A 25,294-nucleotide genomic window follows, 5' to 3' on the forward strand; every position below is an offset into this window, starting at 1 on the left:
GAGCACCAAACCTTCCTTGCGCCCGTTCCGCGGAATTCCGGCCACTCTGCCGAAATTGGACGGGGCTCCGCTGAAGGTAACCGGGAGGGAACGCACGCATCGGTTTCCGGATTTGCCCACATAGGGCCGGCACCTGGTTCCGGTAGCCTCCCCACGCCGCCTCCAATAATGCTGTGGATATTCTTGACTACCTGAAACAGGCCGGCGGCATCGCCCGCTCCTCACAACTCATCCAGGCAGGGTTCCCGCGCCTCGACCTTTTACGGCTCAGGGATACAGGCGTTTCCCAGCCCAGGCGCGGGGTCTTCGTGCTGCCGGACTGCGATGAGGGCCTCCGCGCTGCGGTTCTGAACAACGGACGGTTGAGTTGCGCCAGCGCGGCCGCCCACTACGGGCTCTGGCTGCGCAAGCCTCCCTCCCTGGTACACCTGGCCTGCAATCATGGCCACGGAACTGGTTTCATCCGGCACCGGACCGTTCGTTTCCGAGGGCATCCCCTCTTACCTGTGGCCGCCGTCGAGGATGTGGCACTGCATGCCTTGGGGTGTCTGCCTCCCCCTGCATGCAGCGCCCTGGCCACTTCAGCAATCCGGCTGCACGGCGTCTCCCGGGAATTGCTTGCATCCCACCTGCGGGCGGACCGATCAGCCACATCGCGCCGCATCCTGGCGGAACTCGACGTACGCGCGGAGTCCATCGTTGAGGTCGATCTTCAGCATTTGTTCCGGACGCACGGGATCGCATACGAAGCACAAGTTTTCCTGCCGGGGATCGGCAGGGTGGACTTCCCGCTGGGCGGCTTCCTGATTGTGGAGGTTGACGGCTTCGCGTTCCATTCCAAGCGCGGCGATATGCTCCGCGACCGTGCGCGCAACAACTCATCCACAGTCAACGCATACGCCGTTCTGCGCTACATGCCGGAGCACATTTGGTTCGATCCCGGCCACGTAATAGCAGAAGTCCGGATGGTTCTGGCCGGCGGCCAACAAAGGCCGCGCCGCTAGGCGTGCATTCCAGCCCAGTTACTCCCGCCCTGAGAGAATGTGCGGCCCGAGTCCCACGGAATCCGCGGCTGCGGGAACGGGTAACTTAAGGTAACCGGGCAGGAAGGCACAAACTCCAGAACGAGTGGGGTTACCGGCTGGCGGCGGGCACCAGGACCCAGAGCACCTCAACCGGCTCGTCCGTGGGGTTCACCCAGGTATGGGGTTCGCGGCCGGGGAATGTGACGGTGTCGCCGGTGCCGAGGTCGTATTCCTCGTTGGTGAGGATCAGCTTGATGGACCCCTTGATCACGTGCAGCACATCCACATCGCAGTCCACCGCGTAGAGCTCGGACTCGCCGCGGCCGTGCGGCTCGATCACGGCCTGGATGATCTGGACCCGCCGTTCCGAGCGTGCCGTCAGGAGCCGTTCCACGATGCCCTGGCCGCCAAGCGAGATCCGCGGGCCGTCGTTCCGCTTGGTCAGGTGGGTCTCCGGCGCCGCGAAAAGGTCGCCAATGGAAATGGACAGCACCTGGCAGAGCGTCACCAGGGAAGCGACCGACGGCGAGGTCAGGTCCCGCTCCACCCGGCTGAGGAACCCCTTGGTCAGGCCGGTGGCGTCGGCCACCTGCTCGATGGTGAGCCGCTGGGACTGCCGGGCGGCCCGGATCCTGGAACCGATCGCAACCGGGACGTTGCTGGGCTCAACTGGCAGTGCCTTCATCTTCGAACCTTTCATGGCCGGCAGTCCGGCTCCACTCTCGAGCCATACTAATCGGCGGCGCTTTTGTGACGCGCCCATGCCACACGTGGGTTGCGCCGGCGTTCCCGTCCTTGACTGTTGCAGGCGTCACACTCTAATCTGTGGAAACTCCTGTTGCCTATAAGGCAATACCAGGAACCCTCTCCGCTCGTCCGCGGCGGTTCCGGGCGCCGTCGCCCCCGGTCCCACACCCGGCGCCAAACAGCTCCAAGGAGCCAACTATGGATGCAAGTGCCATCAACATCGCCATTGTGGTGGTGTATCTCCTCGCAATGCTGGCCTTCGGCTGGTGGGGCAAGTCCCGCACCAGGAACAACAGCGATTTCCTCGTTGCCGGCCGCCGGCTGGGACCGTTCCTCTATACCGGAACCATGGCCGCGGTCGTCCTGGGCGGCGCCTCCACCGTGGGCGGCGTGGGGCTCGGCTACAAGTTCGGCATCTCGGGGATGTGGCTGGTGGTGGCGATTGGCGCCGGCGTTCTGCTGCTGAGCCTCCTCTTTGCCGGGACCATCCAGAAGCTGAAGATCTACACGGTGTCCCAGATGCTCACCCTCCGCTACGGGAGCAAGGCCACCCAGGCGTCCGGCATCGTTATGCTCGCCTACACGCTGATGCTCTGCGCCACCTCAACCGGCGCCTACGCCACCATTTTCGTGGTGCTCTTCGGCCTTGACCGGGCGCTGGCCATCGCCATCGGCGGCGCCATCGTCCTGGTCTACTCCACCATTGGCGGCATGTGGTCCATCACCCTTGCGGACCAGGTCCAGTTCGTCATCAAGACGGTGGGCATCTTCTTCCTCATGCTCCCGTTCACACTGAACGCTGCCGGCGGCCTCGACGGCATCCGCAGCCGCGTGGATGCCAGCTTCTTCCAGATGGACGGCATCGGCGTCCAGACGATCATCACCTACTTCGTGGTCTACACCCTGGGCCTGCTGATCGGCCAGGACATCTGGCAGCGCGTGTTCACCGCGAAGACGCCCAAGGTTGCCCGCTGGGGCGGCGCCACTGCCGGCATCTACTGCATCCTCTACGGCGTGGCCGGCGCGCTGATCGGTATGGCCGCCAACGTGGCCCTGTCCAACGTCAAGATCGCCGCGAAGGACGACGTCTACGCCGAAGTGGCCCAGAACCTGCTCCCCGTCGGCATCGGCGGACTGGTCCTGGCCGCCGCCGTCGCCGCCATGATGTCCACTGCGTCCGGCGCCCTCATCGCCGCTGCCACCGTTGCGCGTGCCGACGTCCTGCCGTTTGTCGCCGGCTGGTTCGGCAAGGAAATAAACACCGGCGACACGGAAAACCCGGAGCATGACGTCAAGGCCAACCGCATGTGGGTCCTGGCCCTGGGCATCGTGGCCATCGTCATCGCCATCATCACCAAGGACGTCGTTGCGGCCCTGACCATCGCCTACGACATCCTGGTGGGCGGCCTGCTGGTGGCCATCCTCGGCGGCCTGGTCTGGAAGCGCGGCACGGGCCTTGCGGCCGCGGCATCAATGGCGGTTGGCTCCGTGGTGACCCTGGGAACCATGATCATCCTGGAAGTCAACGCCAAGGCCCCGCTGGACGGCATCTACGCCAACGAGCCCATCTACTACGGCCTGATCGCCTCGGCCGTTGTCTACGTTGCGGCTTCGCTGTTCACCCGTCCCACGGACCCCGCGGTGATGCGCGCCTGGCAGCTGCGCGTTGCCGGGCAGGCGCCGGAAGTTGCTCCCGAGGAAGTCCTCACCGGCCACTGAGCCTGCGCAGGCTTTAAGCACGACGGCGGCGCCTCCTTTCGCTTTCCCGCGAAAGGGGGCGCTGCCGTCGTAAGTCCTACTCCCCTGTGTTGCGGGGCTCGTCGTCATCCAGCGGGACCTCGCGGTCCTCGGCGTCGATGACCACCGGCGGCGGCTGGACCACCGGCTCTTCCTCGTCAATCAACGCGTCCTCCGCGTCCCAGTCCGCATCGTCTACCGGTGCATCCTCGGCGTAATCGTAGGCGGGGTCCGCTTCCACGGCGTCCAGGTGCGGCATGTCCGGGTGCTGTCCGGTGGTGCTCATGATTCAACCTCCGTATGTTCGCCTGACGTGCTCTTTCAGGTAGGGCGCAGGCTGCGCCACACCTTCATCACAGCACCGGCCGGGTGGACGGGTCAATAGCCGCGGCGGGGCCGGGACGAACGGAAAACGGCGGCCGTAATTGGCGCAGTTTTGAGGCTGACCGAAACTTCCCATCGAGGTTTGCCAGCCAAAAAACCGCGCCAATTCGCAGTACGCTGGCAAGGCAAAGGCGCGAAAACATGCCCTTTCCAGCCCAGGAGTACCAGTGTCGCAGCACGCCCAGTCCAATTCGCATGCCACGCCCCCGGAGGCCGCCAACACCCCGCAAAGCCAGCCCTCGCCGTCGAACATCAAACGGTGGCGCCAGTACCTGGCCGACGAGCGTGCTGAAGCCGCCGTCTACCGTGACCTGGCCCAAAACCGCCAGGGCGAGGAACGGGACATCCTCCTGGCCCTGGCCGAGGCCGAAGGCCGGCACGAAGCCCACTGGCTGGCCCTGCTGGGCGACCACGCGGGCAAGCCGAAGAGGGCCTCCGCGCGAAGCCGGTTCCTGGGGTTCCTTGCCCGGCACTTCGGCTCCGTGTTTGTGCTGGCCCTCGCCCAGCGCGCTGAGGGCCGCTCCCCCTATGCCAAGGACCCCAACGCCACCGAGGCCATGGCTGCCGATGAGCAGATCCATGAGGAAGTGGTGCGCGGGCTGGCGACCCGCGGCCGCAACCGCCTGGCCGGTACATTCCGCGCGGCGGTCTTCGGCGCGAACGACGGCTTGGTCAGCAACCTCTCCCTGGTGATGGGCATGGCCGCGTCCGGCGTGGCCAGCAGCGTGGTGTTGCTCAGCGGCATCGCTGGGCTCCTGGCCGGTGCCATGTCCATGGGCGCCGGCGAATTCATCTCCGTCCGTTCCCAGCGCGAACTGCTGGCCGCCACCCGCCCCACGCAGATCACGCTGGCGGCCGCGCCGAAGCTGGACCTCGAACACAACGAGCTCCTCCTGGTGTACCTGGCCCGCGGGATGTCCCGCGAAGCGGCGGAACACCGGGTGGCCGAGCGCATGGGCCTGCTGTCCTGCGACTGCGACCCCAGCCTGTCCCTTCAGCCTGACCTGCCGGAGGAAGAGGACCAGCACGAGGCAGTGGGCACGGCCTGGGGCGCGGCGCTGTCCAGTTTCTGCTTCTTCGCCTCCGGCGCCATCGTTCCCATCCTGCCGTTCCTGTTCGGTCTCACGGGCATCACGGCGCTGGTGGTGGCCGGGGTCCTGGTGGGCACTGCCCTCCTGGCGACCGGCGCCGCCGTTGGCCTGCTGTCCGGAACGTCCCCCTTGACCCGCGGCCTGCGCCAGCTCGCCATCGGCCTGGGTGCCGCCGCCATCACGTACCTGCTGGGACTGCTGTTCGGTACTGCGGTTGGCTAGCTGCAGGGCCGGGTAGCGGGCCGGCAACTCCATCCCGGGGAGGTCCTTCGGTGCCGTTCAGCGGCGCTGCAGGACCTCCACTGCTTCTTCCACCGAGTCCACCAAATAGATGTAATCCGCCATGGGCCGCCCGGCGGCAAGGCTGCACAGCATGGGCCACGCCGGGTACTCCTGCTCCCAGTGGCGCCGGCCCACCAGGACCATGGGCGCCACCTTTTCGAGGGCGCCATAATAGTTTTCGCAGGCGTCCTGGAAGATCTCCTGGACAGTGCCCGCGGCACCCGGCAGGAAAACGATGCCGCCGTGGCACAGTTCCAGCAGGATGGCCTCGCGGATGGCGTTGGCGAAGTACTTGGCGATGTGCGTGGCGAAGTAGTTGGGCGGCTCATGCCCGTAGAACCACGTGGGGATCCCCAGCGACGCCGTCCCGCCCGGATGGCGTTCGACGACGGCGGCGGCCGCACGTGCCCACGCCGACACCGAGGGACGGAATCCGGGGACAGCGGCGAGCGTGGCAAGCGCTGCCTGCACGTCGCCGTCGGACGCCTGGCTCAGGTAGGCACCCAGGTTCGCCGCCTCCATGGCCCCGGGTCCGCCGCCGGTGGCCACCGAATAGCCCTCCAGGGCCAGCAGCCTGCCCAGCCTCGCCGCCTCCGCGAACTCAATACTGCCGCGCGGCGCCGTATGCCCGCCCATGACGCCCACGATGGACCGTCGTGTCCAGGCTCCTGAGCGCGTCAGCTCTTCCAGGGCGGCACCGATCGCATGGTCGTGGAGGGCTGATGCCAGGGTGGCGTCCACGCGGTGCCGCTGGCCGGACTGGATGGTCCAGTGATAGATGCGCGCGTCCGGCAGTTCCTCGTATGGCGACGCTGCCAGGCCTGCATACAGTTCGGCCGGGGAATACAGCGAAGCCCGGTAGGGGTCGAAGGGGACGCCGTCAAGCCGTGGAAAGATCAGTGCGCCGCGGCTGCGCAGGTTGCCTTCCATGCCGTCGTCAAAGATGCAGCCGAGGAACATGGCGCCTTCGACGCTGACGCTCATAAGGGCGGCCGACCGACCGCGCAGGTCAAGTGACTGTGCGTGCCAGCCGTGCAGGTTGACCGCGCCGGCGGCCACCAGGCGGTCGAAGCTGGCCAGGTCCTGGACTTCGAGGTTGCGGGGGCGGGGACCAAGGCTTCCGGCGAAATTCACGGCTGCTGCCTCGCGGTCCACATCATGGAGCCAGCCTAGGCCACCCAACGCGTCGCGGGGCCGGACCGTCCCCTTTTCGTCAATGACGGAGAAGAGCTGGGTCCGGCCCCGCGTTTCATGGGGTGAGAGGCTGCCCGCCTAGGCCGGGAGCTTCGCCGGGACCGCGCCGTCGCGGAAGTACGCTTCCAGGTCCTCGAGCGAGTGGCCCTTGGTTTCCGGAACGAACTTGATGACGAAGGCCAGGGACGCGAGATTGACCAGGACAAACAGGCCGAAGGTGCCGGTGGAGCCCAGGGCGTTGACCACAATGGGGAAGAGGAAGGAGATGGCGGCGTTCACGGTCCACAGTGCGAAGACCGCAATTCCCATCGCGAAACCCCGGATGGCCAGCGGGAACATTTCCGAGAGCAGGAGCCAGACGCAGGTGCCGATGAAGCACTGGACGAAGGCCACGAACAGCATCATGGCGGCCAGGATGGTGTAGCTCGCCAGGTCGGACTGCGGCAGGAGGAAGACGACGGCCAGCAGGGCCTGGGAGCCAACCACTCCGGAGAAGCCGATCACCAGCATCCGGCGCCGGCCAACGAAGCCGAGCAGCCAGATGCCCAGGATGGTCATCAGCACGGAGGTGACGCCGACGCCGATGGTGGCCACGAGCGAAGCGCTGACGCCGAGCCCGCTCTTTTCCAGGATGGTGGGAGCGTAGTAGTTCACGGTGTTGATGCCGGTGGCCTGCTGGACGGTGGCCAGGCCAATGCCGATCCACAGCAGCCGGCGCATCCAAGGGTTGTTCTTCAGGTCCCGCAGCGCGTGGCCCCGTTCTTCCTTCGCGGTGCGTGCTGCCTTGGCGATCCCCTCGTATTCGGCGTCTGCTTCCTGCGGGCTGCGGCTGAGGTTCAGGACGCGGCGGCTGTCCTCGAGGCGGCCACGGATGGCGTACCAGCGCGGTGATTCAGGCAGCATCAGCATGCCGGCGAGCAGGGCGAGGGCGGGGATCGAGGCGATGCCCAGCATGGTGCGCCAGACCTCGTTGTCGTGGATCAGGGCATCCAGGAGGGCATTGATGGCGAAGGCAAGCATCTGGCCGGTCACGATCATGAGCTCATTGATGGTCACCATGCGGCCACGGAGATTGGCCGGCGCCATTTCGGCCAGGTACAGCGGGCAGGTCACGGCGGCCGCGCCCACGCCCAGGCCGAGGACGATGCGGGCAGCGATCATGAAGCCCACGTTCGGTGCGAGGGCGCAGCCCATGGCCCCGATGAGGAACAGCAGTGCGCAGACGAGCAGGGAGCCGCGGCGGCCCAGTTTGTCAGCCATGCGGCCGCCGGTGAGGGCGCCGACGGCGGCACCGGGGAAAAGCAGTGCGCTCACCACGGTTGCTTCCTCGACGGCGGTCATGTTGAGGGAGTCGTTCATGTACAGCAGGGCGCCGGAGATGACGCCGGTGTCGTAGCCGAAGAGCAGTCCGCCCAGGGTGGAAATGACTGTGAGCCGGGCCAGATATCCGCGGCGCTGGGTACCGGGTGCGCCTGTGGGTTGTTTCTGCAACAGCATTGTTGCCTCTCAGATTCTCTCGGCGACCGGAAGACCGATCGGGAATGTGATGCGTGCCACTGACTTTAGAGCGCTCTAATGACGCGCGTCAATAGAAAGTCTTAATGTCAGCACAATGTGCCTTCCATTGGTACTGCCCCTTGGCGCAGGGCCGGCACCCTTGACCCTCGCAACCCGGCTGCTACGATCGAGGAAAGAAAGTATGTCCTATCAAGCGAACATATGGCGGCAAACGGGCCGCAGGCGCGGCTGTCCTGACGGGACGGAGGCGCAGAGACCGAAGACGAGGGAACGCACCGTGGCGAACAACCTGGGACTCACCATCGACCGCTCCTCCCCGGTGCCCTTGTACCACCAGGTGGTCCAGGGCATCGAGGCTGCGATCTACAGTGGCGTGCTGGAGCCCGGCAGCCGGCTGGACAACGAGATTGACCTCGCCGCCCAGCTGAACCTGTCCCGGCCCACCATGCGCAAGGCCATGGATGAACTGGTCCGCTCCGGCCTGCTGGTGCGCAAACGGGGGGTGGGAACCCAGGTAGTCTCCAGCCAGGTGCGCCGCCCGCTGGAGCTGTCCAGCCTTTACGACGACCTCACCAACAACGGCAAGAAACCCACCACTGAGGTTTTGAGCTTTTCCCACGTGGAAGCGGACGACGCCACCCTGGCAACACTGCAGCTTCCCGCCGGCTCCAAGGTGTACCACTTCACCCGGCTGCGGAAAGTGGGCGGCAAACCACTGGCCCTCATGGAGAACTGGGTGCGCGACGACATCGCAAAGATGGATGAGGCCATGCTGGGCGCCGAGGGCCTGTACTCGATCCTCCGCCGCGGCGGCGTGAACTTCCGGCTGGCCAACCAGCGCATCGGCGCCATGACCGCCAATGACTACCAGGCCTCCATGCTGGACACGCCGGCAGGATCGGCTCTGGTCACCATGGAACGTACCGCTGTGGACGATACCGGGCGGCGAGTGGAAACGGGCCACCACGTGTACCGCGCCGATTCCTACAGCTTTGAAATGACACTCGTACAGCGATAATCCAAGGAGCCAACTCCATGACCAACTGGGTCTACCCCCTGGGCACAGCCGCCGACGGCAAATGGGACGTCTCGATCGGAACCTCCGACTCCTCCCTCACCGTGGACGGCTGGGCCCACACCGGGCTGAAGGTGGCCACCGTGCCGGCCGGCGCCGCCGTCGAACTCCCCGCCTCTGACGAGGAACGGATCGTGGTGCCCCTCAACGGGTCCTTCACCGTAACTGTTGAGGGCATCGACTATTCCCTGGCAGGCCGGCCCTCGGTCTTCTCCGGGCCGTCGGACGTGCTCTATTCCGGCACCGGCCGTGCGGTGAGCATCAGCTCAGCCGAAGGCGGCCGGGTTGCCGTGGCAACGGCACCGGCGAACGCGTCCTATCCCACCCGGCTGGTGTCCGCCGCCGAAACCCCGGTGGAGCTGCGCGGCGCCGGCAACTGCTCGCGCCAGGTCCACAATTTCGGCACGCCGGCAGCACTCGAGGCCGACCGGTTCATCGTCTGCGAGGTCCTCACCCCGGCCGGGAACTGGTCCTCCTATCCTCCGCACAAGCATGACGAGGAGAAAGACGGCGAGACCTCCCTCGAGGAGATCTACTACTTCGAGACGCAGGTGGCGGCAGGCTCCGGGGCGCCCTCCGATGCCGACGCCATCGGCTACCAGCGCGTCTACGCCTCCGACGAACGCCCCATCGATGTTTCGGCGGAAGTACGCACCGGCGACGTTGTCCTGGTTCCCTATGGCTGGCATGGTCCTGCCATGGCCGCGCCCGGCTATGACCTGTACTACCTGAACATCATGGCCGGTCCCGGCCCCGTGCGGGAGTGGCTGATCAGCGACGACCCGCACCACGGTTGGGTGCGGCAGACCTGGGAGACCCAGGACATCGACCCGCGGCTGCCGTTCGGCGCTTAAGGAACCCGGGCCGCCAGGTGGCGGCAGACTGGCATAGTGGAGTCTTGTGAAACAGACATCCCCTGCGGCGCGGCCCGTGACCATGGAGGACGTGGCACGCGACGCCGGCGTGAGCCGCGCCCTGGTGTCGTTGGTGATGCGGGATTCCCCCAAGGTTTCCCCCGCCAAGCGGACTGCCGTGCTGGAAGCTGCCGCCGCCCTGGGCTACTCCCCGAACAGGCTGGCCAGCCGGTTGGCCAGCCACCGAACCAACACCGTCGGGGTCCTCTTCCTCGACCTGCACAACTCTGTCTTCGCCGATATCTACGACGGCATCACCGAAGGCCTGGCGGGAAGCGGCAACCAGGTGATGGTGGCCGTCGGCTCCGCTGATCCGGGAACGGAACTGGAGGCCGTCAGGTCCTTCGTGGACCTGCGCGTGGACGGTGTCCTGCTGGCCGGCTACACCGGTACCTCTGCGGAACTTGCCGGGGCACTGCGCGGGACACCCGCCGTCGTCATCACCCGGGAGATGGAGGTCGACGGCGTGGATTCCGTTTTGACCGACGACTTCCGTTCCGGAGCGCTTGCGGTGGAGCACCTGTACGGGCTGGGGCACCGGCGGATCGCACACGTGGACATCTCCGACTGGCTCCCCTATACCGCCCGCCGGGAAGGCTACCTGCACGCCATGAGGCAGTTCGGGCTCGAACCGCAACTGGTCCACAGCGACATGACCGAACGTGGGGGCCGGTCAGTGATGGAGCAATTTTTGGACTCCGGCGCCACCCTTCCCACGGCTGTCTTTGCGCACAACGACCTCACGGCCATCCGCATCATGGAAGCCTTGGCATCCCGCGGACTGTCCGTCCCGGGCGACATGGCGATCGTTGGTTGCGACAACATCGAAGTGGGCGCCTCTCCCCTGATTGGACTGACGTCCATAGACCAGCACGCCGGGCAGCTGGGCCGGGTGGCGGCGCAGGCCATGCTGGACCGGATTGCGGGCGCAGCCGGACAGGCCGTCACCCGCAAGCTCGAACCCGCGCTGATAGTGCGCCGCTCCTCAGATCCCGCCGCGCCCTGAACCGCCTGGATTTTTTGGGCAGATATAACGACTTCCGGGGCATTTACCGCCCGATATCTGCCCAAAAACTCACACCTTCAGGGCGTCCTCCAAGTCCGTTGAGGGTTCCGCCCCCGGGTTGCCGCGCTGTTCGTTGCGCCGGGCGGCTGCGGCGGAGAAAGCCATGACGGCCAAGCCCGCCAGGGTGATCACCGCGCCGGCCCAGATAGGTGAGGTGTAGCCGAGTCCCGCGGTGATGGTGACGCCGCCCAGCCACGCGCCCAGCGCGTTGCCCACGTTGAACGCACCGATGTTGGCGCCGGAAGCGAGCGTCGGAGCCCCGGAGGCGTACTTCATCACGCGCATCTGCAGGCCCGGCACGGTGGCAAAGCCAAAGCCGCCCATCAGGACCAGGGACACGACCGTCAGGACAGGGTTGGCGGCTGTGAGGGCGAACGCCACCAGCACCAGGGTCAGTGCAGCGAGCACCACCAGAAGCGTGCGGTCAACGTTGCGGTCCGCAGCCTTGCCGCCCAGGGTGTTGCCGGCGAAGAGGCCCGTGCCGAAGACAATGAGCAGCCAAGGCACGGTGGATGCCGCGAATCCGGAGACCTCGGTAAGGGTGTATGCGATGTAGGTGAACGCGCCGAACATGCCGCCGAAGCCCAGGATGGTCACCACGATGGAAAGCCACACCTGGCCGGAGCGGAAGGCGCGGAGCTCGGAGCGGAGGCTGGCTGCTTCTTCCGCTTCACCCGCCGCCTTGGGAACGAGCGCCAGGATGCCGGCGAGCGCGGCAACGCCAATGACTGTGATGGCCCAGAAGGTGGCACGCCAGCCGGCGGCCTGGCCCAGCAGCGTCCCGAACGGCACGCCCAGGACGTTGGCCGCGGTCAGCCCGGTGAACATGAGTGCGATGGCGCCTGCCTTCTTGCTGGGCGGGACCATGCCGGCCGCCACCACGGCTCCGATCCCAAAGAAGGCGCCGTGCGAGAGGGCAGCAACAACGCGGCCCAGCATCATGGGCCAGTAGCCGTCCGCCGTGGCGGAGAGCAGATTCCCGGCAATGAACAGGACCAGCAGGGCGGCCAGCACCGGCTTGCGCTGGAAGCGTGTCACCGCGGCCGTCAGGCCCAGTGCGCCCACCACCACCGAGAGCGCATAGCCGGAGATGAACCAGCCGGCTGACGCCTCGCTGACGCCAAAGTCCGCCGCCACCTGCGGGAGGAGGCCGGCGATGACAAATTCAGTGAGTCCTATGCCAAACCCGCCCAGGGCGAGTGCTATCAGGCCAACAGGCATGCGAATGCTCCTTTGAGCTGTACGTGTGGTTGTTCCATGAAGGGGAAAGCGCCTAAGATAGTTGCAGACGCGGTATTTATTGTTGCACATGCAAATATACCGCGCAAGCAACTATCTCGACCTGCAACCACCCACGGCCGTCCCGCGCGGCCACCCACGAAGGAGCAACCATGGGCATCAAGGACGACGCCGTCGAGGTCCGCGCCCAGGGGTGGCGCACCCTGGCGGCCCTGCACGGGCTGATTGAAAATGAGCTGGAGCGCTCCCTCCAGGCAGAGTCAAAGCTCTCCGTGGTGGAGTACACGGTGCTGGATGCCCTCAGCCGGCAGGACGGGTGGCACATGCGGATGCAGCAGCTGGCGCGCGCCACGGCGCTGAGCCCCAGCGCCACCACCCGCCTTGTGAACCGGCTGGAGGACCGCGGCCTCCTCACCAGGATTCTGTGTGATGACGACCGCCGCGGCATCTACACCGAGCTCACCCCCAGCGGAAGCATCCTGCTCGCGGACGCGCGCCCGGTCCACGATGCCACGCTTGAGCGAGCCCTGGACGACGCGATGGGCATCCCCGAGCTCGCACCGCTGGTGGAGGCCCTGCCGCGGCTGCACGCGCCCGCATAGGACAGCAATGCCCCCTTGAGGTTCATCAAGGGGGCATTGAGGTGTGTACAGCTGCGGGTGTTCGGGTCAGGGGACCTTGGCCGCGTCGGCCCCGGCCTTGCTGCCGGCGACGTTCTTGAAGTAGTGCTCCAGGTCCTCCAGGCTCTTGTCCTTGGTCTCCGGCACGTACTTCGCGGCGAAGGCGATAGCCCCCACGCCAAGAACGGCGAACACGAAGAACGTGCTGGAGATCCCGATGGCTGCCAGCAGCAGCGGGAATCCGAACCCAATCAGGAAGTTCACGATCCACAGCAGGAAGGCCGAGGCTCCCATGCCCAGGCCGCGGATCTTCAGCGGGAAGATCTCCGAGAGCATCAGCCACGTCACCGGGGAGATGGCACCCTGCTGGAAGGCCAGGAATGTCACGGTGAGCGCCAGGATGACGAAGCCGCGGGCTGAGCCTTCGGGCAGGATCAGCGAGAAGAAGCCGATGAGCAGCAGCGCCGTCGTGGTTCCCACCTGGCCGGTGATCAGCATCCTGCGCCGGCCCACCTTGCCCAGCAGCCAAATCCCGACGAACGTGGCGAGTACCGAGATGACGCCGTTGGCGATGTTGGCCGTCAGCGCCGCTTCGCGGCCGAAGCCGGACTGCGACAGGATCTGGGTTCCGTAGTACATGATCGAGTTCACTCCGGTGATCTGCTGGATCACCGCAAGGCCCAGGCCCACGAAGAAGATCCGGCGCAGCCAAGGGATGCCCAGGTCCTTCCAGGAGCCCATCTTGGACTTGTAGTCCTCCACCGCCATGGCTTTGACTTCTTCAAACTCCCTGCGCGCCTGCTCCTGCGAGCGGATTCGCTGCAGCACGGAGAGCGTCTCGCCGAAACTGCCGATGGAGGCCAGCCAGCGGGGACTCTCGGGCATAAAGTTCATCCCGATCCACAGGGCGATGGCCGGCAGGGTGGCGATGACCAGCATCCACCGCCAGATTCCGTGGGACTCGCCGAACGAGTTGCCCAGGTACGCGTTGAAGATGAAGGCGAGCAGCTGCCCGGTGACGATCATGAGCTCGTTTTGCGTGACGATGCGGCCGCGCCGGTCGCTTGGCGATACCTCGGCCAGGTACACGGGAACGGTGACAGATGCGCCGCCCACGGCGAGTCCCAGGATGAACCGGGCGGCGATCATGATTCCGGTGTTGGGCGCGAAGGTGCAGCCCAGGGTGCCCAGCAGGAAGATGACCGCCAGGACCATGATCATGCGGCGGCGGCCATTGCGGTCCGCCAGCCGTCCGCCGAAAAGCGCTCCGAAGGCGGCACCGAACAGCAGCGAGGAAGTGACAAGGCCCTCGGTCAGCGGGGTGAGGCCCAGGTCTTCCTGCATGTACGGCAGGGCGCCGTTGATCACGCCGGTGTCGTAGCCGAACAGCAGCCCACCGAACGTGGAGATGATGGTGACGGTCCGCAGCGCCCGCTGGTGGTTCCCTGGCGCTTTGGTTGCCACGGGACCGGAAGCAGCCGAACTCATACGGTGACCTTTTGGACGTACTGCTTCATCGTCTCCAGCTGGTAGCGGGAGACCTCCTCGGCATTGTCATTTTCGGCAAAGACGCTGGACACCATCACACTATTCTCGCGCTCCAGGAAGCCGATCTCCTTCAGGCCGCTAAAGAACTCGTTCCAGTTGACGTCGCCGTCGCCGATCTTCAGGTGCTGGTGCACACGGACCGGGTTGCCAGGCGGGTTGGTGATGTAGCGCAGTCCGTGGGAGGCGTGGTGGTCCATGGTGTCGGCCACGTGGACCAGGCGCAGCTTGTCCCCCGCCGCGCGCATGATGTCCAGCGGGGAGTTCTTCATGTGGAAGCTGTGTGAGGCCACATAGACCATGCCCACGTTCTTCGAGTTCACGCCACGGATCACGCGGATGGCGGCAAGGCCTTCCTCCACGAAGTCGTCCGGGTGCGGGTCGATCAGCAGGTCGATGCCTTCGCGCTCGATGATCGGCAGCAGTTCCTCCATGGAGCGGTAGAACGCCCGCTCGGACTCCTCCGCCTTCTCCGGGCGGCCGCTGAACTCGGTGTTCATGGTGCTGACGCCCAGGTCCACGGTGATCTGGATGGCGCGCTTCCAGTAGCGGACGGCGGCTTCCCTGGCATCCTCGTCGGGCCCGGACCAGCGGAGCACCGGCAGGACCGAGGCGATCTCGATTCCGGCGTCGCGGCAGGCCTTCTTCAGCTGGCCCACCAGTTCATCGTCCGCTTTGGGGTGGTTGAAGAAGGGGATGAAATCCGCGTGCGGAGTCATCTGCATGTACTTGTAGCCAAGGTCCGCCACCACCCTGGGGAACTCCAGCAGGCTGTGCGAGTGGTGGAACGGGGTGGGGTCAAGTGCGATTTTCACGAAAGAACACTCCATTGTGGATCAGGACGGCTGGTACGGGAGTTTTTGGACAGATACCGTGGGCTGGAAGGCGCTAACGTCGCGGTATCTGCCCAAAAACTCCGGTGCGGGTGGTTACTTGTAGAGGTCGGGCTTTGCAGCCAGCTTCACGGCGACCTTTTCGCCGTTCTTCTGCGCTTCGACGCCTGCTTCACAGCACGCTGCGGTGGCGTACCCGTCCCAGGCGGAGGGGCCGCCGATTTCGCCCTTGAGTGCCGCGTCCACCCATGACTGGATTTCGACGTCGTACGCTGCCCCGAAACGCTCTTCAAAGCCGGGGGTGACGTTGCCGCCCCAGCGGCCGGAGCTGCGGGTGTAGGGGCCCTTGTCGCCGCCGATGCTGACAATGCCGTCTTCGAAGGAGGCCTGGGTGGCAACCTCGTAGCCGAACTTGGCGTTGACGTAGATTTCGACGTCGGCCAGGACGCCGGATTCGGTCTCCAGCAGAACGTGCTGGGGGTCGTGCTGGCCGTTCGGGGCGTTTCGGGTGGCCTTGCCCAGCCGGACCTGGATGCTGGTGATTTCCTCGCCGGTGAAGAAGCGGATGGCGTCGAACTCGTGGACCACGGAGTCGTTGATCAGCATCTCGTTCGTGAAGCCGGGCGGTGTCGTGGGGTTCCGGTGCTGGTGGTGCAGCATCAGCAGTTCGCCCAGTTCGTGGTCGCGGATGATCTTACCCAGCGAGGCGTATTCGGCGTCGAAGCGGCGCATGAAACCGACCTGGATGCGCTTGTGCCCCAGCGCCACCTCTGCCTGGACGATCTTCCAGGAGGACTCGGCGTCGGGAGTGAGCGGCTTTTCGCAGAGGATCGGGATGTCCTTGGCGATGGCCTTGAGCAGGATGTCCTCGTGCAGGAAGCCCGGGGTGGCGATCAGGACGGCGTTGACGTCGCCGTTGTTGAGTGCCTCCTCGGCGTCCGCGAGGGCCACTGCACCGGGGATGCCTTCGATGGCGGCCTGGGCGCGGGCGAGATCGACGTCGACGACGGCAGCAACTTCGGCTCCGTGGATGCGCTTGTTAAGGCGCTGGATGTGGTCGGCGCCCATGCGGCCTGCGCCGATGACGGCGACGCGGAGGGTTTCAGTCATTGTTCTGTCCTTTTAGTGTCTGTGGGTGGGCTAGCTGGCGGTGGTGCGGGAACCGCAGGACAGCAGGTAGTTTCGGGTGCGCTTGGCGATGGGCATGGGCACATCAAAGGCAACCGGGTACATGTCCTGCTCCACGATGCCGAAGATGGGCCGGTTGAGGGCTTCCACGGCTTCAATGACGGCGCGCAGGTCCGGCAGCCCGTTGGGCGGCTCAGTCATGACGCCGGCCAGGTTCGCGGCGGCCCAGGTCATGTTCTTCTCGTTAACCTCGGCGAGGATCTCCGGGTTGATCTGCTTCAGGTGCAGGTAGCCGATCCGGTCCGGGTAGTTCTTGATGAGTTCCAGGCTGGAGGCGCCGCAGTATTCGGCGTGCCCGGTGTCCAGGCAGAGGTTGAGGTACTGCGGGTCAGTGGCGCCCAGCAGCGTTTCGATGTCCTCCTGCGCACCAACGTGGGAGTCTGCGTGCGAGTGGAACTGCTGTTTCAGGCCGAAATCCTCCAGGAGGGTCTTGCCCAGGCGGTTGTGCCCGGTAAAGAGGTCGCTCCAGCCCTTGTCGCCCAGGGTGCCGCTCTCGACAGCTTCGCCGGTGACGTCGTCGCGCCACATGGCCGGGATGACCACGATGTGCTCACCGCCCATGGCAGCGGTCAGTTCGGCGACCTTGCGGGCCGGCTCCCAGGCTGCTTCCCACTGGTCCACGCCGCGGTGGAAAGCGGTGAACACGGTGCCGGCGGTGACCTTGAGGTCGCGCTGTTTCAGTTCCTCCGCCAGGCGGGCGGGGTCGGTGGGAAGGTAGCCGTACGGGCCCAGCTCGATCCACTTGTAGCCGGATTCGGCCACCTCGTCGAGGAAGCGTTCCCAGGGGGTCTGCTTGGGATCGTCCGCGAACCAGACGCCCCAGGAGTCCGGTGCCGTGCCGATGATCAGCTTGTTCTCAGTCATTGTCTGTTCCTTTGCATCGATTGCTCCGTAGTTGTCGTTTTGGTCGCTCAAAACGACATGTACGGAGCAGTCGACGGTGGCCGTTAGTTCGAGGGGAAGTTGTAGGAGGCGCCGGAGGCGTGGTGGGTTTCGGGCCAACGGGAGGTGACCACTTTGCCGCGGGTGTAGAAAGATACGCCTTCCGGGCCGTAGATGTGCTTGTCGCCGAAGAGGGATGCCTTCCAGCCGCCGAAGGAGTGATGGGCCACCGGGACCGGGAGGGGCACGTTGATGCCGATCATGCCCACGGTGACACCGCGCTGGAATTTGCGGGCGGCGGCGCCGGAGGAGGTGAAGATGGCGGTGCCGTTGCCGTAAGGGTTGGCGTTGATCAGCTTGATGCCGTCTTCGAGGGTGTCCACGCGGACCACGACCAGGACGGGGCCGAAGATTTCCTCCGTGTAGGCGGTCATTTCGGTTTTGACGTGGTCGATGACGGTGGGGCCTACCCAGAAGCCGTCTTCGTGGCCGGGGACCACGAGGTCGCGTCCGTCCACCACCATAGCCGCCCCGGCGGCCTCTGCTTCGGTGACGATCCTGACGATGCGTTCCTTGGAGGCCGGGGTGATGACCGGGCCCATTTCGGCGTCGGGGGCGGTGCCGTTGTTGACCTTCACGGCTTCGGCACGTTCCTGGACCTTACCTACCAGGGCATCCGCGGCGTCCCCGACGGCGACGGCGACAGAGATGGCCATGCAGCGTTCGCCGGCGGAGCCGAAGGCGGCGGCGGCAAGGTGGTCCGCGGCGTTGTCCAGGTCGGCGTCAGGCAGGATGATGGCGTGGTTCTTGGCCCCGCCCAGGGCCTGGACGCGCTTGCCGTGCTTGGTGGCGGTCTCGTGGACGTACTGGGCGATCGGGGTGGATCCGACGAAGGAAATGCCGTCCACGTCCGGGTGCGTCAGCAGCCCGTCAACGGTTTCCTTGTCGCCGTGCAGGACCTGGAACACGCCGTCGGGCAGTCCTGCCTGCTTCCACAGCTTGGCCAGCAGCAGCGAGGCGGAGGGATCGCGCTCGGAGGGCTTGAGGATGAAGGAGTTGCCGGTGGCGATGGCCATCGGTGCCATCCACAGCGGCACCATGACGGGGAAGTTGAACGGGGTGATGCCGGCCACGACGCCGAGCGGCTCGCGGAAGGAGAAGACGTCGATGCCGGTGGAGACCTGGTCCGAGTAGTCGCCCTTGAGCAGGGTGGGGATGCCGCAGGCGTATTCGACAACCTCCAGGCCGCGGCCGATCTCGCCCTTGGCGTCGGAGAGGACCTTCCCGTGTTCGGCCGTGACCAGCTCGGCGAGCTCATCCACGTGCGCGGCGACAAGTTCCCGGAATTTGAACAAAACGGCGGTGCGCTTTGCCAGGGAGAAGTCACCCCAGGTGTCGGCGGCCTTGCGGGCGGCTGCGACGGCGGTGTCCAAGTCCGCACGGTTGGCCAGGCGCAGTTCACCGGAGACGGCGCCGGTGGCCGGGTTGTACACGTGGGTGGTGCGGTCGCCCTCGCCGGCGGTCTCGGCGCCGTTGATGAAGTGGTTGATGACGGTGGTCTGTGTGACTGTGGTCTGGGTGGTGGTGGCAGTCATGGGACTCTTCCTTGAGTAGTGGAAAGTGTTTCTTAGCCGAGCAGTTTGCGCTGGCGTGACTTGTGGCCGACATAGGTCTGGAAGGCCTGCTTGGTGGATTCCAGTTCTGCGACCTGGGAGACGGGGACATCCCACCAGGACTCGGAGGACGGCGCATCCAGGAGCGGGTCGGATTCGACGTGGATCAGGATGGGTCCGCCGCGCTCCGGGGCGGCCTTCGCGTCGCGGATGGCCTGCTCGAGCTCGGCGATGACCTTCTCCCCCGGCTCAATCCGGATGACCTTCACACCCAGGGACTCGGCGTTCAGGGCCAGGTCCACGGGCAGGGTCTCGCCCTCATCGAAGCTGTGCTGTTCCTCGTCCAGGGCCCGGTACCGGGTGCCGAAGCGCTGCGAGCCGAGGGATTCGGAGAGTGAGCCGATGGAGGCGTAGCCGTGGTTCTGGATCAGGACCACGATCAGCTTGATGCGTTCGGCGACGGCGGTGACCAGTTCGGTGTGCATCATCAGGTAGGAGCCGTCCCCCACCATCACGACGACGTCCCGCACATCCGCACGGTCCCCACCAGCCGCCGTCGTACTTGCCGCGGCCTCCGCGAGGGCTGCACGCTTGACGCCGAGGCCGCCGGGGATCTCGTAGCCCATGCAGGAGTAGGCGTATTCGACGTGGTAGCCGAACGGGTCCCGGACGCGCCACATCTTGTGCAGGTCCCCCGGCAGGGACCCTGCCGCGCAGATGACCACGTCGCGGTCGTCCATGGCCCGGTTGGTGGCGCCGATGATCTCGTTCTGTGCCGGCAGCGGCGTGTAGCGGGTATCGAAGGCCTCGTCCACGGTGGCGTTCCAGCGCTTTTTCTCGGCCGCGACCTTCTCCTCGAGGTCGGCGCCGACCCGGTAGCCGCCCAGTGCTGCGTTCAGCTTGACCAGTGCCTTGCGGGCGTCGGTGACGATGGGGAGCGTGGTGCCGTGCTTGTATGCATCGATCGGGGCGACGTTGATGTTGATGAAGCGCACCTCGGGGTTCTGGAACGCGGTCCGGGAGGCGGTGGTGAAGTCCTCATAGCGGGTGCCGATGATCAGGTCCGCCTCGGCAGCGATGGCGTTCGCCGCCGTCGTGCCCGTGGAACCAATGGCGCCCACGGAGTGCTGGTGGTCCCAGGGCAGGACGCCGACGCCGGCCTGCGTGTTGCCCACCGGGATGCCGGTCAACTCCACGAACTTCGCCAGTTCCTCGTTGGCGAAGGCATAGAGGACGCCGCCGCCGGCGATGATCAGCGGACGCTTGGCCGAACGGATGGCTGCGGCGGCACGGGCAATGTCGTCGTCGTCGGCCTCGGGGCGGCGGATCCGCCACTCGCGCTCGGCCAGGAACTCTTCCGGGACGTCGAAGGCCTCGGCCTGGACGTCCTGTGGCAGCGAGATGGTCACGGCGCCGGTCTCGGCCGGGTCCGTCAGGACGCGCAGGCCGTGGTGGAACGCGGAGAACAGCTGCTCCGGCCGGTTCACCCGGTCGAAGAACTTGGACAGCGGCCTAAACGCGTCATTGACCGTGAGGTCATAGGCGTAGGGCTGCTCAAGCTGCTGCAGCACGGGGTCGGCGGCGCGGGTGGCGAACGTGTCGGACGGCAGCAGGAGCACCGGCAGGCGGTTGGTGGTGGCCAGCGCCGCACCGGTGAGCAGGTTCGAGGAACCCGGGCCGATCGAGGTGCTGACAGCGAAGGTCTGCCGGCGTCGGGTGTGCCGGGCATACCCGACGGCCTGGTGGACCTGGGCCTGCTCGTTCCGGCCCTGGTAGTACGGCATGATGGACGGGTCCAACTGCTGGTACTGCTTCAATGCCTGGCCCACACCGGCCACGTTGCCGTGTCCGAAAATACCGAACGTGCCCGGAATGAGCCGCTCGCGGTACTCAACACCGTTGACTGAGTCCACGGTGTACTGCTTGGAAAGATATTCGACGACGGCCTGCGCCACCGTCATTCTGCGCGTTCCTGTTGTGGTGCCCATGGCTAGTTCTCCGGGATTTCAGTGGTGTGGTGCAGCAGCGAGGCCGCCGTGGCGACGGCGCCGGCGACGTCCCCGTCAGAGGGGTAGAGCAGGGTCCGGCCAACCGTGAGGCCCTGGACGCCGGGAAGCGCCAGGGCTGCCTGCCAGGTGGCGAAGACCTCGTCCTGGGTCCCGTCCGGGTCACCGCCCAGCAGCACGGTGGGCATGGTGGTGGCGGCCATGACGCGTTCCATCTCCGCGACGACCGGCAGTTTCATCCACGTGTAGGCACTGGTGGAACCCAGGCCCTCGGCGATGGCGATGGACTTGATCACGGCGTTGGTGGAAAGGTCGTTGCGGACCCTGCCGTTCTCGCGGACGGACAGGAACGGCTCCACCATGGCGATCAGCTTCCGCTCCGCCAGGGAATCAATGGCCCTGGCGGTCGCTTCCAAGGTGACCACGGTATCGGGGTCGCCCAGGCAAATGCGGGTCAGCATTTTCCCGCCGTCCGCGCCCAGCGCCTCCAGTGCGGCAGCGGTGTGGCCGGTGAAGCGGTCATCGAACTCGTTGACCAGCCCGGACAGCCCGCCGCGGTTCATGGAACCGAACACGAGCTTGCCGTCCAGGGCGCCCAGCAGCAGCAGGTCATCCATGATGTCCGGAGATGCCAGGACACCGTCCACAGCAGGGTTGGCCAGCGCGATCTGCAGACGGTCCAGCAGTTGCCGGCGGTCAGCCATGGCCACGGGATCGCCGCCGACGGCCAGGGCACCGCGGGCGGGGTGGTCCGCGGCGACAATGAAGTTCTGCCGGCCGGACTTCAATCCGGGGTGGCGGCGGCGCGACTTGGCCGCACGGGCCACAGCCTCCGGATCTTCCAGCCGAATGGTGCTCAGGTGCTCATAGCGGCGCGGATCATCGTCCACGGCATTGTTTGAGGCGAGGGGGGTGAGGGTCACAGTGCTGCTCCTTCGGGAACTGAGGCGCCGGAAACTGCACCCGGCACAATACGTCCGCGTTCGGCCAGCAGCGAGGTAACCTCATCCGGCGTCGGCATGGCATCGGCGCAGGAAAGGCGGGAGGCGACAATGGCACCGGCAGCGTTGGCGTAATCCAGGACCTGCGCCAGCGGCCAGCCCGAAAGCAGCCCATGGCAGAAGGCGCCACCGAAGGAGTCGCCGGCACCCAGGCCGTTAAGGGTTTCCACCGGGACAGGAGCGGAGACCGCGCGTTCGGTGCTCGTCTTGGCCATCACGCCCTCGGCGCCGAGCTTGACGACGGCGATCTCCACGCCGGCGGCAAGCAACCGGTCCGCCTGCTCATCCGGGGTCCCCTCCCCCACAGCCACGGCACATTCCTTGTCATTGCCGATCGCCACGGTGACGTGCGGCAGGATCTTCGCGACCTCCGCCCGGGCTTCTTCTTCCGAAGCCCAGAACATCGGCCGGTAATCCAGATCCAGGATGGTGAACTGCCCCTCGGCCAGGCCGGTCCGGGGACGGGCCTCATGGGCGGCAAGGTGCGCGCTGCGGGACGGTTCCTGGCACAAACCAGTTACCGTGGACCAGAAGATCCCGGCCCCGCGGATGGCATTCAGGTCCAGTTCTTCGGCCTGGATCTGCAGATCCGGCGCCGTGGGGAACCGGCCGTAGAAGTAGAGCGGGAACTCGTCCGTCGCCGGCTTGATCGCGCAAAAGGTTACTGCCGTGGGCCAGTCCTTTACCGGCGTGACATACGTGTCATCGACGTTGAACTTGTGCAGTTCGCGGTGCAGGTAGGTGCCGAAAGGATCGTTCCCGGTGCGGGTGATGACACCGGTACGGCGTCCATGGCGGGCAGCGGCAACGGCGACGTTGGATGGTGAACCGCCCAGGTATTTGCCGAAGGAATTAACGTCCTCCAGGCCAACCCCGATGTCGTTCGGGTAGATATCAACGCTGATGCGCCCGATCGTAAGAAGCTCGTGGGTCACGTGAATCGTGGACCTTTCTGATGTGGAACTCGAGTCCTTTGAGGGGCAGGAGTTCCGGGACTGGCAGGCCGTGGTGTGGGCCACAGGCACTACTTTGCCCTAGATCCAATGTCCTGTCAAAGGTTTGTACTGACATACTTACAACAGGTTCTAGGATGCGCCCATCCCCCAACAAATGGGCGCAACGCTACTTCCCGGGGACAGCCAATTCACCCGTCACGTACTGGGCGCGGCCGAAGCCGAAGGACCAGTCGCCGGCGGTGTTTTCGACGTAGCCAATGAAGACGTCCTCTCCGGCAACGCCAACCGCCGCAAGCTTTTCGGCCACTGCGGCGAAGAGCCGCTGCTTGGCCTCCTGCGAACGCCCGCCCTGGGTGAAGATCTGGATCATGACCACGCCGCTAGTCCGCTCAAACCCCAGTCCTGCATCCTGGGCAAAAACCTGGCCCTGCGGATGTTCGGTGAGGATGTGAAAGTAATCCCGTTCCGGAATGCCGTACTCGGCGAGGATCGCGTCATGGATCCCGCGGCTGAGCTGCCGCAGATCCTCGGCGGTGCGCCCTTCGTTGACGTCAATGCGAACCAGTGGCACAAGGCCCTCCTTCAGATAGTTTGTCCTGACATACTAACAATCCCTCTCTAGCAAAACAAGGCCAGTAGGTCTTGAAACCGCCTCACGGGAGGGCTACGGTTAAACAACCAAGAGGTTGATAAACCAGAAGGTTGATTAGAAATGGGCGACGATGAATCCTGAAAGCGCGGCCTTGGACTCCGCCTTCATGGCGCTGGCCGATCCCGTGCGGAGGAGCATCATCGCCCGGCTCAGCCGGGGCCCGGCAACAGTAAACGAATTGGCAGAACCGTTCGAGATCTCCAAGCAGGCGGTCTCGAAACATATCCAGGTGCTCGAGCAGGCGGAGCTGGTGACGCGAAGCAGGGATGCGCAGCGCAGGCCCGTGCACCTGAACCCGGCGCGGCTTGAGGCGCTGACCGCCTGGATCGACCGGTACCGGTTGGTCCGGGAAGGGCAGTTCCGCAGCCTCGACGTCGTTCTTAGATCAAACGCTGCGGGCAGCGGCGATCAATCCTCCAAGGAGTCATGATGAGCAATTCACTGAAACTCAGCGTTCCTGAGGGCGTCCCCTTCATCGATTACGAGCGTGAGTTCGATTTCCCGGTCGCGGATGTATTCCGCGCCCACAAAGAGCCGGACCTGCTTGTCCAGTGGCTCGGCCCGCGGGGCATGAAGATGGAGATCGACCACTACGATTTCCGCACGGGCGGCAGCTACAGCTACCTGCACACGGGGCCGGACGGCGTGGCCTACGAGTTCAAGGGCATCTTCCATACGGTCCGGGACAACGAATTCGCCATCCAGACCTTCGAGTTCGGCGGGTACCCGGACGTGGTCAGCCTGGACTTCATGACGTTCGAGGACCTGGGCAATGGCAGGACCCGGCTGCGGGGCCACTCCGTCTACCCCAGCCAGGAGGCGCGCGACGGCATGGCCCAGTCCGGAATGGAGGGCGGTGTGTCCGAAGGCTACGAGCGCCTTGAAGAATTGCTGGCCGGGGCGCGGGTCTGAGCCACGGCAAGGGCTTCGTCCAGCACGCGGCCCAGGTTCGCGGCGTCGTGGGCGAAGCGGCCCAGGAAGAGTCCGTCCGCGGCGGGCAGCTGCGGGAGCAGTCCGGGCCCGGCACTGCCGCCGTAAATGAGGGGGCAGTCCGGGCCCAGTTCAGCCCGGAGCAAGGCCAGCACGGAATTGACATGGTGCGGCGGGGCGGGGGCATCGGCACCGATGGCCCACACCGGCTCGTAGGCCAGGACCAGGCGGTCCAGCACTGCGGGGTCGCCGCCCGTGGCAGCGCGGACCTGCCGCAGGCAGAAGTCGGCGGCAGCGCCGGCGTCGAGCATGTCCGGCTCGCCGATGCAAAGCAGAGGGGTAAGGGAATGTCCGACGGCGGCGCGCACCTTGCGTGCCACCACGGCGTCGTCTTCGGCGAACAGCCGGCGGCGTTCCGCGTGGCCGATCTCGACGAGCGTGACGCCGAGTTCGGCCAGCATGCCGGGGCTGACCTCGCCGGTCAGCGGCCCGTCCCCCCAGGCGCAGTTCTGCGCGCCGAGCACAACGGGCGAGCCGGCCAGGATCCGCGTGGCCGGCTCCAGGACGGGAAAGGATGGGATGACGAAGACCCGGACCGGGGAGTCCTTGGCAGAACCCGTGGCCAGTCCGGGCCTTTCGTCCACAACAGAGCGCACCTCCGACAGCCAGCGCAGGCTTGCCTGGTAGCCCAGGTACATTTTGGTGCTGACGCCGACGTAGACGGTGCCGTTGCCTGTGCTGCTGCCGGAGGTGCCCATGGGTTTCCTTCTGATCGTGCGCTGGCCTTGATCGTGTA

General features: G+C 65.8%; 24 protein-coding genes. 9 read left to right on the plus strand and 15 right to left on the minus strand.

Going from position 1 to position 25,294, the window contains the following annotated elements; genetic code table 11:
* The first annotated feature begins 173 nt into the window (after nucleotides 1–173).
* Nucleotides 174–1,004: a hypothetical protein gene (locus QFZ57_RS00490; protein ID WP_306632287.1), complete on the plus strand. Its 831-nt coding sequence runs from the start codon at nucleotides 174–176 to the stop codon at nucleotides 1,002–1,004.
* A 130-nt stretch (nucleotides 1,005–1,134) separates the two neighbouring features.
* Here the strand turns inward: QFZ57_RS00490 and QFZ57_RS00495 are convergent, their stop codons facing one another.
* Nucleotides 1,135–1,710 carry a helix-turn-helix domain-containing protein gene (locus tag QFZ57_RS00495; RefSeq protein WP_306632288.1) on the minus strand — a complete coding sequence of 192 codons (576 nt, stop codon included), beginning with the start codon at nucleotides 1,708–1,710 and terminating at the stop codon, nucleotides 1,135–1,137.
* 260 nt (nucleotides 1,711–1,970) lie between these two features.
* On the opposite strand from QFZ57_RS00495, the gene QFZ57_RS00500 reads away from it, so the two are divergent.
* Nucleotides 1,971–3,491, plus strand: coding sequence for a sodium:solute symporter (locus QFZ57_RS00500; protein WP_306632289.1), 1,521 nt, complete (start codon nucleotides 1,971–1,973; stop codon nucleotides 3,489–3,491).
* A 76-nt stretch (nucleotides 3,492–3,567) separates the two neighbouring features.
* On the opposite strand, the gene QFZ57_RS00505 is transcribed toward QFZ57_RS00500, so the two are convergent.
* A complete protein-coding gene (locus QFZ57_RS00505; protein WP_306632290.1) occupies nucleotides 3,568–3,795 on the minus strand; it encodes a hypothetical protein in 228 nt (75 codons plus the stop codon).
* Nucleotides 3,796–4,060: 265 nt separating this feature from the next.
* Here QFZ57_RS00505 and QFZ57_RS00510 point away from each other — a divergent pair, with 265 nt between their 5' ends.
* On the plus strand, nucleotides 4,061–5,206 hold the full coding sequence (locus QFZ57_RS00510; protein WP_306897162.1) for a VIT1/CCC1 transporter family protein: 1,146 nt from the start codon (nucleotides 4,061–4,063) through the stop codon (nucleotides 5,204–5,206).
* Between the two features lie 57 nt (nucleotides 5,207–5,263).
* On the opposite strand, the gene QFZ57_RS00515 is transcribed toward QFZ57_RS00510, so the two are convergent.
* Complete coding sequence (locus QFZ57_RS00515; protein WP_306897164.1) at nucleotides 5,264–6,400, minus strand: LOG family protein; 1,137 nt, start codon at nucleotides 6,398–6,400, stop codon at nucleotides 5,264–5,266.
* Nucleotides 6,401–6,538: 138 nt separating this feature from the next.
* A complete protein-coding gene (locus QFZ57_RS00520; protein ID WP_306897166.1) occupies nucleotides 6,539–7,957 on the minus strand; it encodes a sugar porter family MFS transporter in 1,419 nt (472 codons plus the stop codon).
* A gap of 298 nt (nucleotides 7,958–8,255) precedes the next feature.
* Here QFZ57_RS00520 and QFZ57_RS00525 point away from each other — a divergent pair, with 298 nt between their 5' ends.
* Genes QFZ57_RS00525 through QFZ57_RS00535 form a run of 3 tightly spaced genes read left to right on the plus strand, consistent with a single transcriptional unit; the run spans nucleotide 8,256 to nucleotide 10,973 of the window.
* A complete protein-coding gene (locus QFZ57_RS00525; protein ID WP_306632293.1) occupies nucleotides 8,256–8,996 on the plus strand; it encodes a GntR family transcriptional regulator in 741 nt (246 codons plus the stop codon).
* A gap of 17 nt (nucleotides 8,997–9,013) precedes the next feature.
* Nucleotides 9,014–9,907: a 5-deoxy-glucuronate isomerase gene (iolB, locus tag QFZ57_RS00530; RefSeq protein WP_306897169.1), complete on the plus strand. Its 894-nt coding sequence runs from the start codon at nucleotides 9,014–9,016 to the stop codon at nucleotides 9,905–9,907.
* 46 nt (nucleotides 9,908–9,953) lie between these two features.
* The gene (locus QFZ57_RS00535) at nucleotides 9,954–10,973 is read left to right on the plus strand and encodes a LacI family DNA-binding transcriptional regulator (RefSeq protein ID WP_306897171.1); all 1,020 of its coding nucleotides are present in this window, start codon (nucleotides 9,954–9,956) and stop codon (nucleotides 10,971–10,973) included.
* Nucleotides 10,974–11,042: 69 nt separating this feature from the next.
* On the opposite strand, the gene QFZ57_RS00540 is transcribed toward QFZ57_RS00535, so the two are convergent.
* Complete coding sequence (locus QFZ57_RS00540; protein ID WP_306632296.1) at nucleotides 11,043–12,254, minus strand: MFS transporter; 1,212 nt, start codon at nucleotides 12,252–12,254, stop codon at nucleotides 11,043–11,045.
* A 170-nt stretch (nucleotides 12,255–12,424) separates the two neighbouring features.
* Between QFZ57_RS00540 and QFZ57_RS00545 the strand changes: the two genes are divergently transcribed.
* Nucleotides 12,425–12,874: a MarR family winged helix-turn-helix transcriptional regulator gene (locus QFZ57_RS00545; RefSeq protein WP_306632297.1), complete on the plus strand. Its 450-nt coding sequence runs from the start codon at nucleotides 12,425–12,427 to the stop codon at nucleotides 12,872–12,874.
* Nucleotides 12,875–12,940: 66 nt separating this feature from the next.
* Here the strand turns inward: QFZ57_RS00545 and QFZ57_RS00550 are convergent, their stop codons facing one another.
* From QFZ57_RS00550 to QFZ57_RS00590, 9 genes are all read right to left on the minus strand, one after another.
* A complete protein-coding gene (locus QFZ57_RS00550) occupies nucleotides 12,941–14,380 on the minus strand; it encodes a sugar porter family MFS transporter (RefSeq protein WP_306897173.1) in 1,440 nt (479 codons plus the stop codon).
* Nucleotides 14,377–15,252 carry a sugar phosphate isomerase/epimerase family protein gene (locus tag QFZ57_RS00555; RefSeq protein ID WP_306897174.1) on the minus strand — a complete coding sequence of 292 codons (876 nt, stop codon included), beginning with the start codon at nucleotides 15,250–15,252 and terminating at the stop codon, nucleotides 14,377–14,379. The genes QFZ57_RS00550 and QFZ57_RS00555 overlap by 4 nt, the downstream gene beginning before the upstream one ends.
* Before the next feature lie 114 nt (nucleotides 15,253–15,366).
* Nucleotides 15,367–16,380, minus strand: a complete 1,014-nt coding sequence (locus QFZ57_RS00560) for a Gfo/Idh/MocA family protein (RefSeq protein WP_306897177.1) — start codon at nucleotides 16,378–16,380, stop codon at nucleotides 15,367–15,369.
* A gap of 30 nt (nucleotides 16,381–16,410) precedes the next feature.
* Nucleotides 16,411–17,322, minus strand: a complete 912-nt coding sequence (locus QFZ57_RS00565; protein ID WP_306632300.1) for a sugar phosphate isomerase/epimerase family protein — start codon at nucleotides 17,320–17,322, stop codon at nucleotides 16,411–16,413.
* 83 nt (nucleotides 17,323–17,405) lie between these two features.
* The gene (locus tag QFZ57_RS00570) at nucleotides 17,406–18,935 is read right to left on the minus strand and encodes a CoA-acylating methylmalonate-semialdehyde dehydrogenase (RefSeq protein WP_306632301.1); all 1,530 of its coding nucleotides are present in this window, start codon (nucleotides 18,933–18,935) and stop codon (nucleotides 17,406–17,408) included.
* Between the two features lie 32 nt (nucleotides 18,936–18,967).
* Entirely contained in the window at nucleotides 18,968–20,914 is a 1,947-nt protein-coding gene (gene iolD, locus QFZ57_RS00575; protein WP_373461290.1) for a 3D-(3,5/4)-trihydroxycyclohexane-1,2-dione acylhydrolase (decyclizing), read from the minus strand.
* Between the two features lie 29 nt (nucleotides 20,915–20,943).
* Nucleotides 20,944–21,882 (minus strand): Cgl0159 family (beta/alpha)8-fold protein, encoded by a 939-nt coding sequence (locus tag QFZ57_RS00580; protein ID WP_306897184.1) that lies wholly within the window; start codon nucleotides 21,880–21,882, stop codon nucleotides 20,944–20,946.
* Nucleotides 21,879–22,895 carry a 5-dehydro-2-deoxygluconokinase gene (gene iolC, locus QFZ57_RS00585; RefSeq protein WP_306897186.1) on the minus strand — a complete coding sequence of 339 codons (1,017 nt, stop codon included), beginning with the start codon at nucleotides 22,893–22,895 and terminating at the stop codon, nucleotides 21,879–21,881. The genes QFZ57_RS00580 and iolC overlap by 4 nt, the downstream gene beginning before the upstream one ends.
* A gap of 187 nt (nucleotides 22,896–23,082) precedes the next feature.
* Nucleotides 23,083–23,487, minus strand: a complete 405-nt coding sequence (locus QFZ57_RS00590) for a tautomerase family protein (RefSeq protein WP_306897189.1) — start codon at nucleotides 23,485–23,487, stop codon at nucleotides 23,083–23,085.
* Between the two features lie 151 nt (nucleotides 23,488–23,638).
* Here QFZ57_RS00590 and QFZ57_RS00595 point away from each other — a divergent pair, with 151 nt between their 5' ends.
* Nucleotides 23,639–23,998 (plus strand): ArsR/SmtB family transcription factor, encoded by a 360-nt coding sequence (locus QFZ57_RS00595; protein ID WP_306897190.1) that lies wholly within the window; start codon nucleotides 23,639–23,641, stop codon nucleotides 23,996–23,998.
* A complete protein-coding gene (locus QFZ57_RS00600; protein WP_306632307.1) occupies nucleotides 23,998–24,480 on the plus strand; it encodes an SRPBCC family protein in 483 nt (160 codons plus the stop codon). Before QFZ57_RS00595 ends, QFZ57_RS00600 begins: the two co-directional genes overlap by 1 nt.
* Here QFZ57_RS00600 and QFZ57_RS00605 read toward each other — a convergent pair.
* Nucleotides 24,438–25,256, minus strand: a complete 819-nt coding sequence (locus QFZ57_RS00605; RefSeq protein WP_306897192.1) for a triose-phosphate isomerase family protein — start codon at nucleotides 25,254–25,256, stop codon at nucleotides 24,438–24,440. The two genes, QFZ57_RS00600 and QFZ57_RS00605, sit on opposite strands and share 43 nt — an antisense overlap.
* Nucleotides 25,257–25,294 lie beyond the last annotated feature (38 nt).

The organism is Arthrobacter sp. B1I2, assembly GCF_030816485.1.
Taxonomy (GTDB): Bacteria; Actinomycetota; Actinomycetes; order Actinomycetales; family Micrococcaceae; genus Arthrobacter.

Coding starts and splice junctions, on each gene's coding strand:
- QFZ57_RS00495 (WP_306632288.1), bottom strand. CDS start 1,710: ATGAAGGCACTGCCAGTTGAGCCCAGCAACGTCCCGGTTGCGATCGGT.
- QFZ57_RS00500 (WP_306632289.1), top strand. CDS start 1,971: ATGGATGCAAGTGCCATCAACATCGCCATTGTGGTGGTGTATCTCCTC.
- QFZ57_RS00505 (WP_306632290.1), bottom strand. CDS start 3,795: ATGAGCACCACCGGACAGCACCCGGACATGCCGCACCTGGACGCCGTG.
- QFZ57_RS00520 (WP_306897166.1), bottom strand. CDS start 7,957: ATGCTGTTGCAGAAACAACCCACAGGCGCACCCGGTACCCAGCGCCGC.
- iolB (WP_306897169.1), top strand. CDS start 9,014: ATGACCAACTGGGTCTACCCCCTGGGCACAGCCGCCGACGGCAAATGG.
- QFZ57_RS00540 (WP_306632296.1), bottom strand. CDS start 12,254: ATGCCTGTTGGCCTGATAGCACTCGCCCTGGGCGGGTTTGGCATAGGA.
- QFZ57_RS00545 (WP_306632297.1), top strand. CDS start 12,425: ATGGGCATCAAGGACGACGCCGTCGAGGTCCGCGCCCAGGGGTGGCGC.
- QFZ57_RS00550 (WP_306897173.1), bottom strand. CDS start 14,380: ATGAGTTCGGCTGCTTCCGGTCCCGTGGCAACCAAAGCGCCAGGGAAC.
- QFZ57_RS00560 (WP_306897177.1), bottom strand. CDS start 16,380: ATGACTGAAACCCTCCGCGTCGCCGTCATCGGCGCAGGCCGCATGGGC.
- QFZ57_RS00565 (WP_306632300.1), bottom strand. CDS start 17,322: ATGACTGAGAACAAGCTGATCATCGGCACGGCACCGGACTCCTGGGGC.
- QFZ57_RS00570 (WP_306632301.1), bottom strand. CDS start 18,935: ATGACTGCCACCACCACCCAGACCACAGTCACACAGACCACCGTCATC.
- iolD (WP_373461290.1), bottom strand. CDS start 20,914: ATGACGGTGGCGCAGGCCGTCGTCGAATATCTTTCCAAGCAGTACACC.
- QFZ57_RS00595 (WP_306897190.1), top strand. CDS start 23,639: ATGAATCCTGAAAGCGCGGCCTTGGACTCCGCCTTCATGGCGCTGGCC.
- QFZ57_RS00600 (WP_306632307.1), top strand. CDS start 23,998: ATGAGCAATTCACTGAAACTCAGCGTTCCTGAGGGCGTCCCCTTCATC.
- QFZ57_RS00605 (WP_306897192.1), bottom strand. CDS start 25,256: ATGGGCACCTCCGGCAGCAGCACAGGCAACGGCACCGTCTACGTCGGC.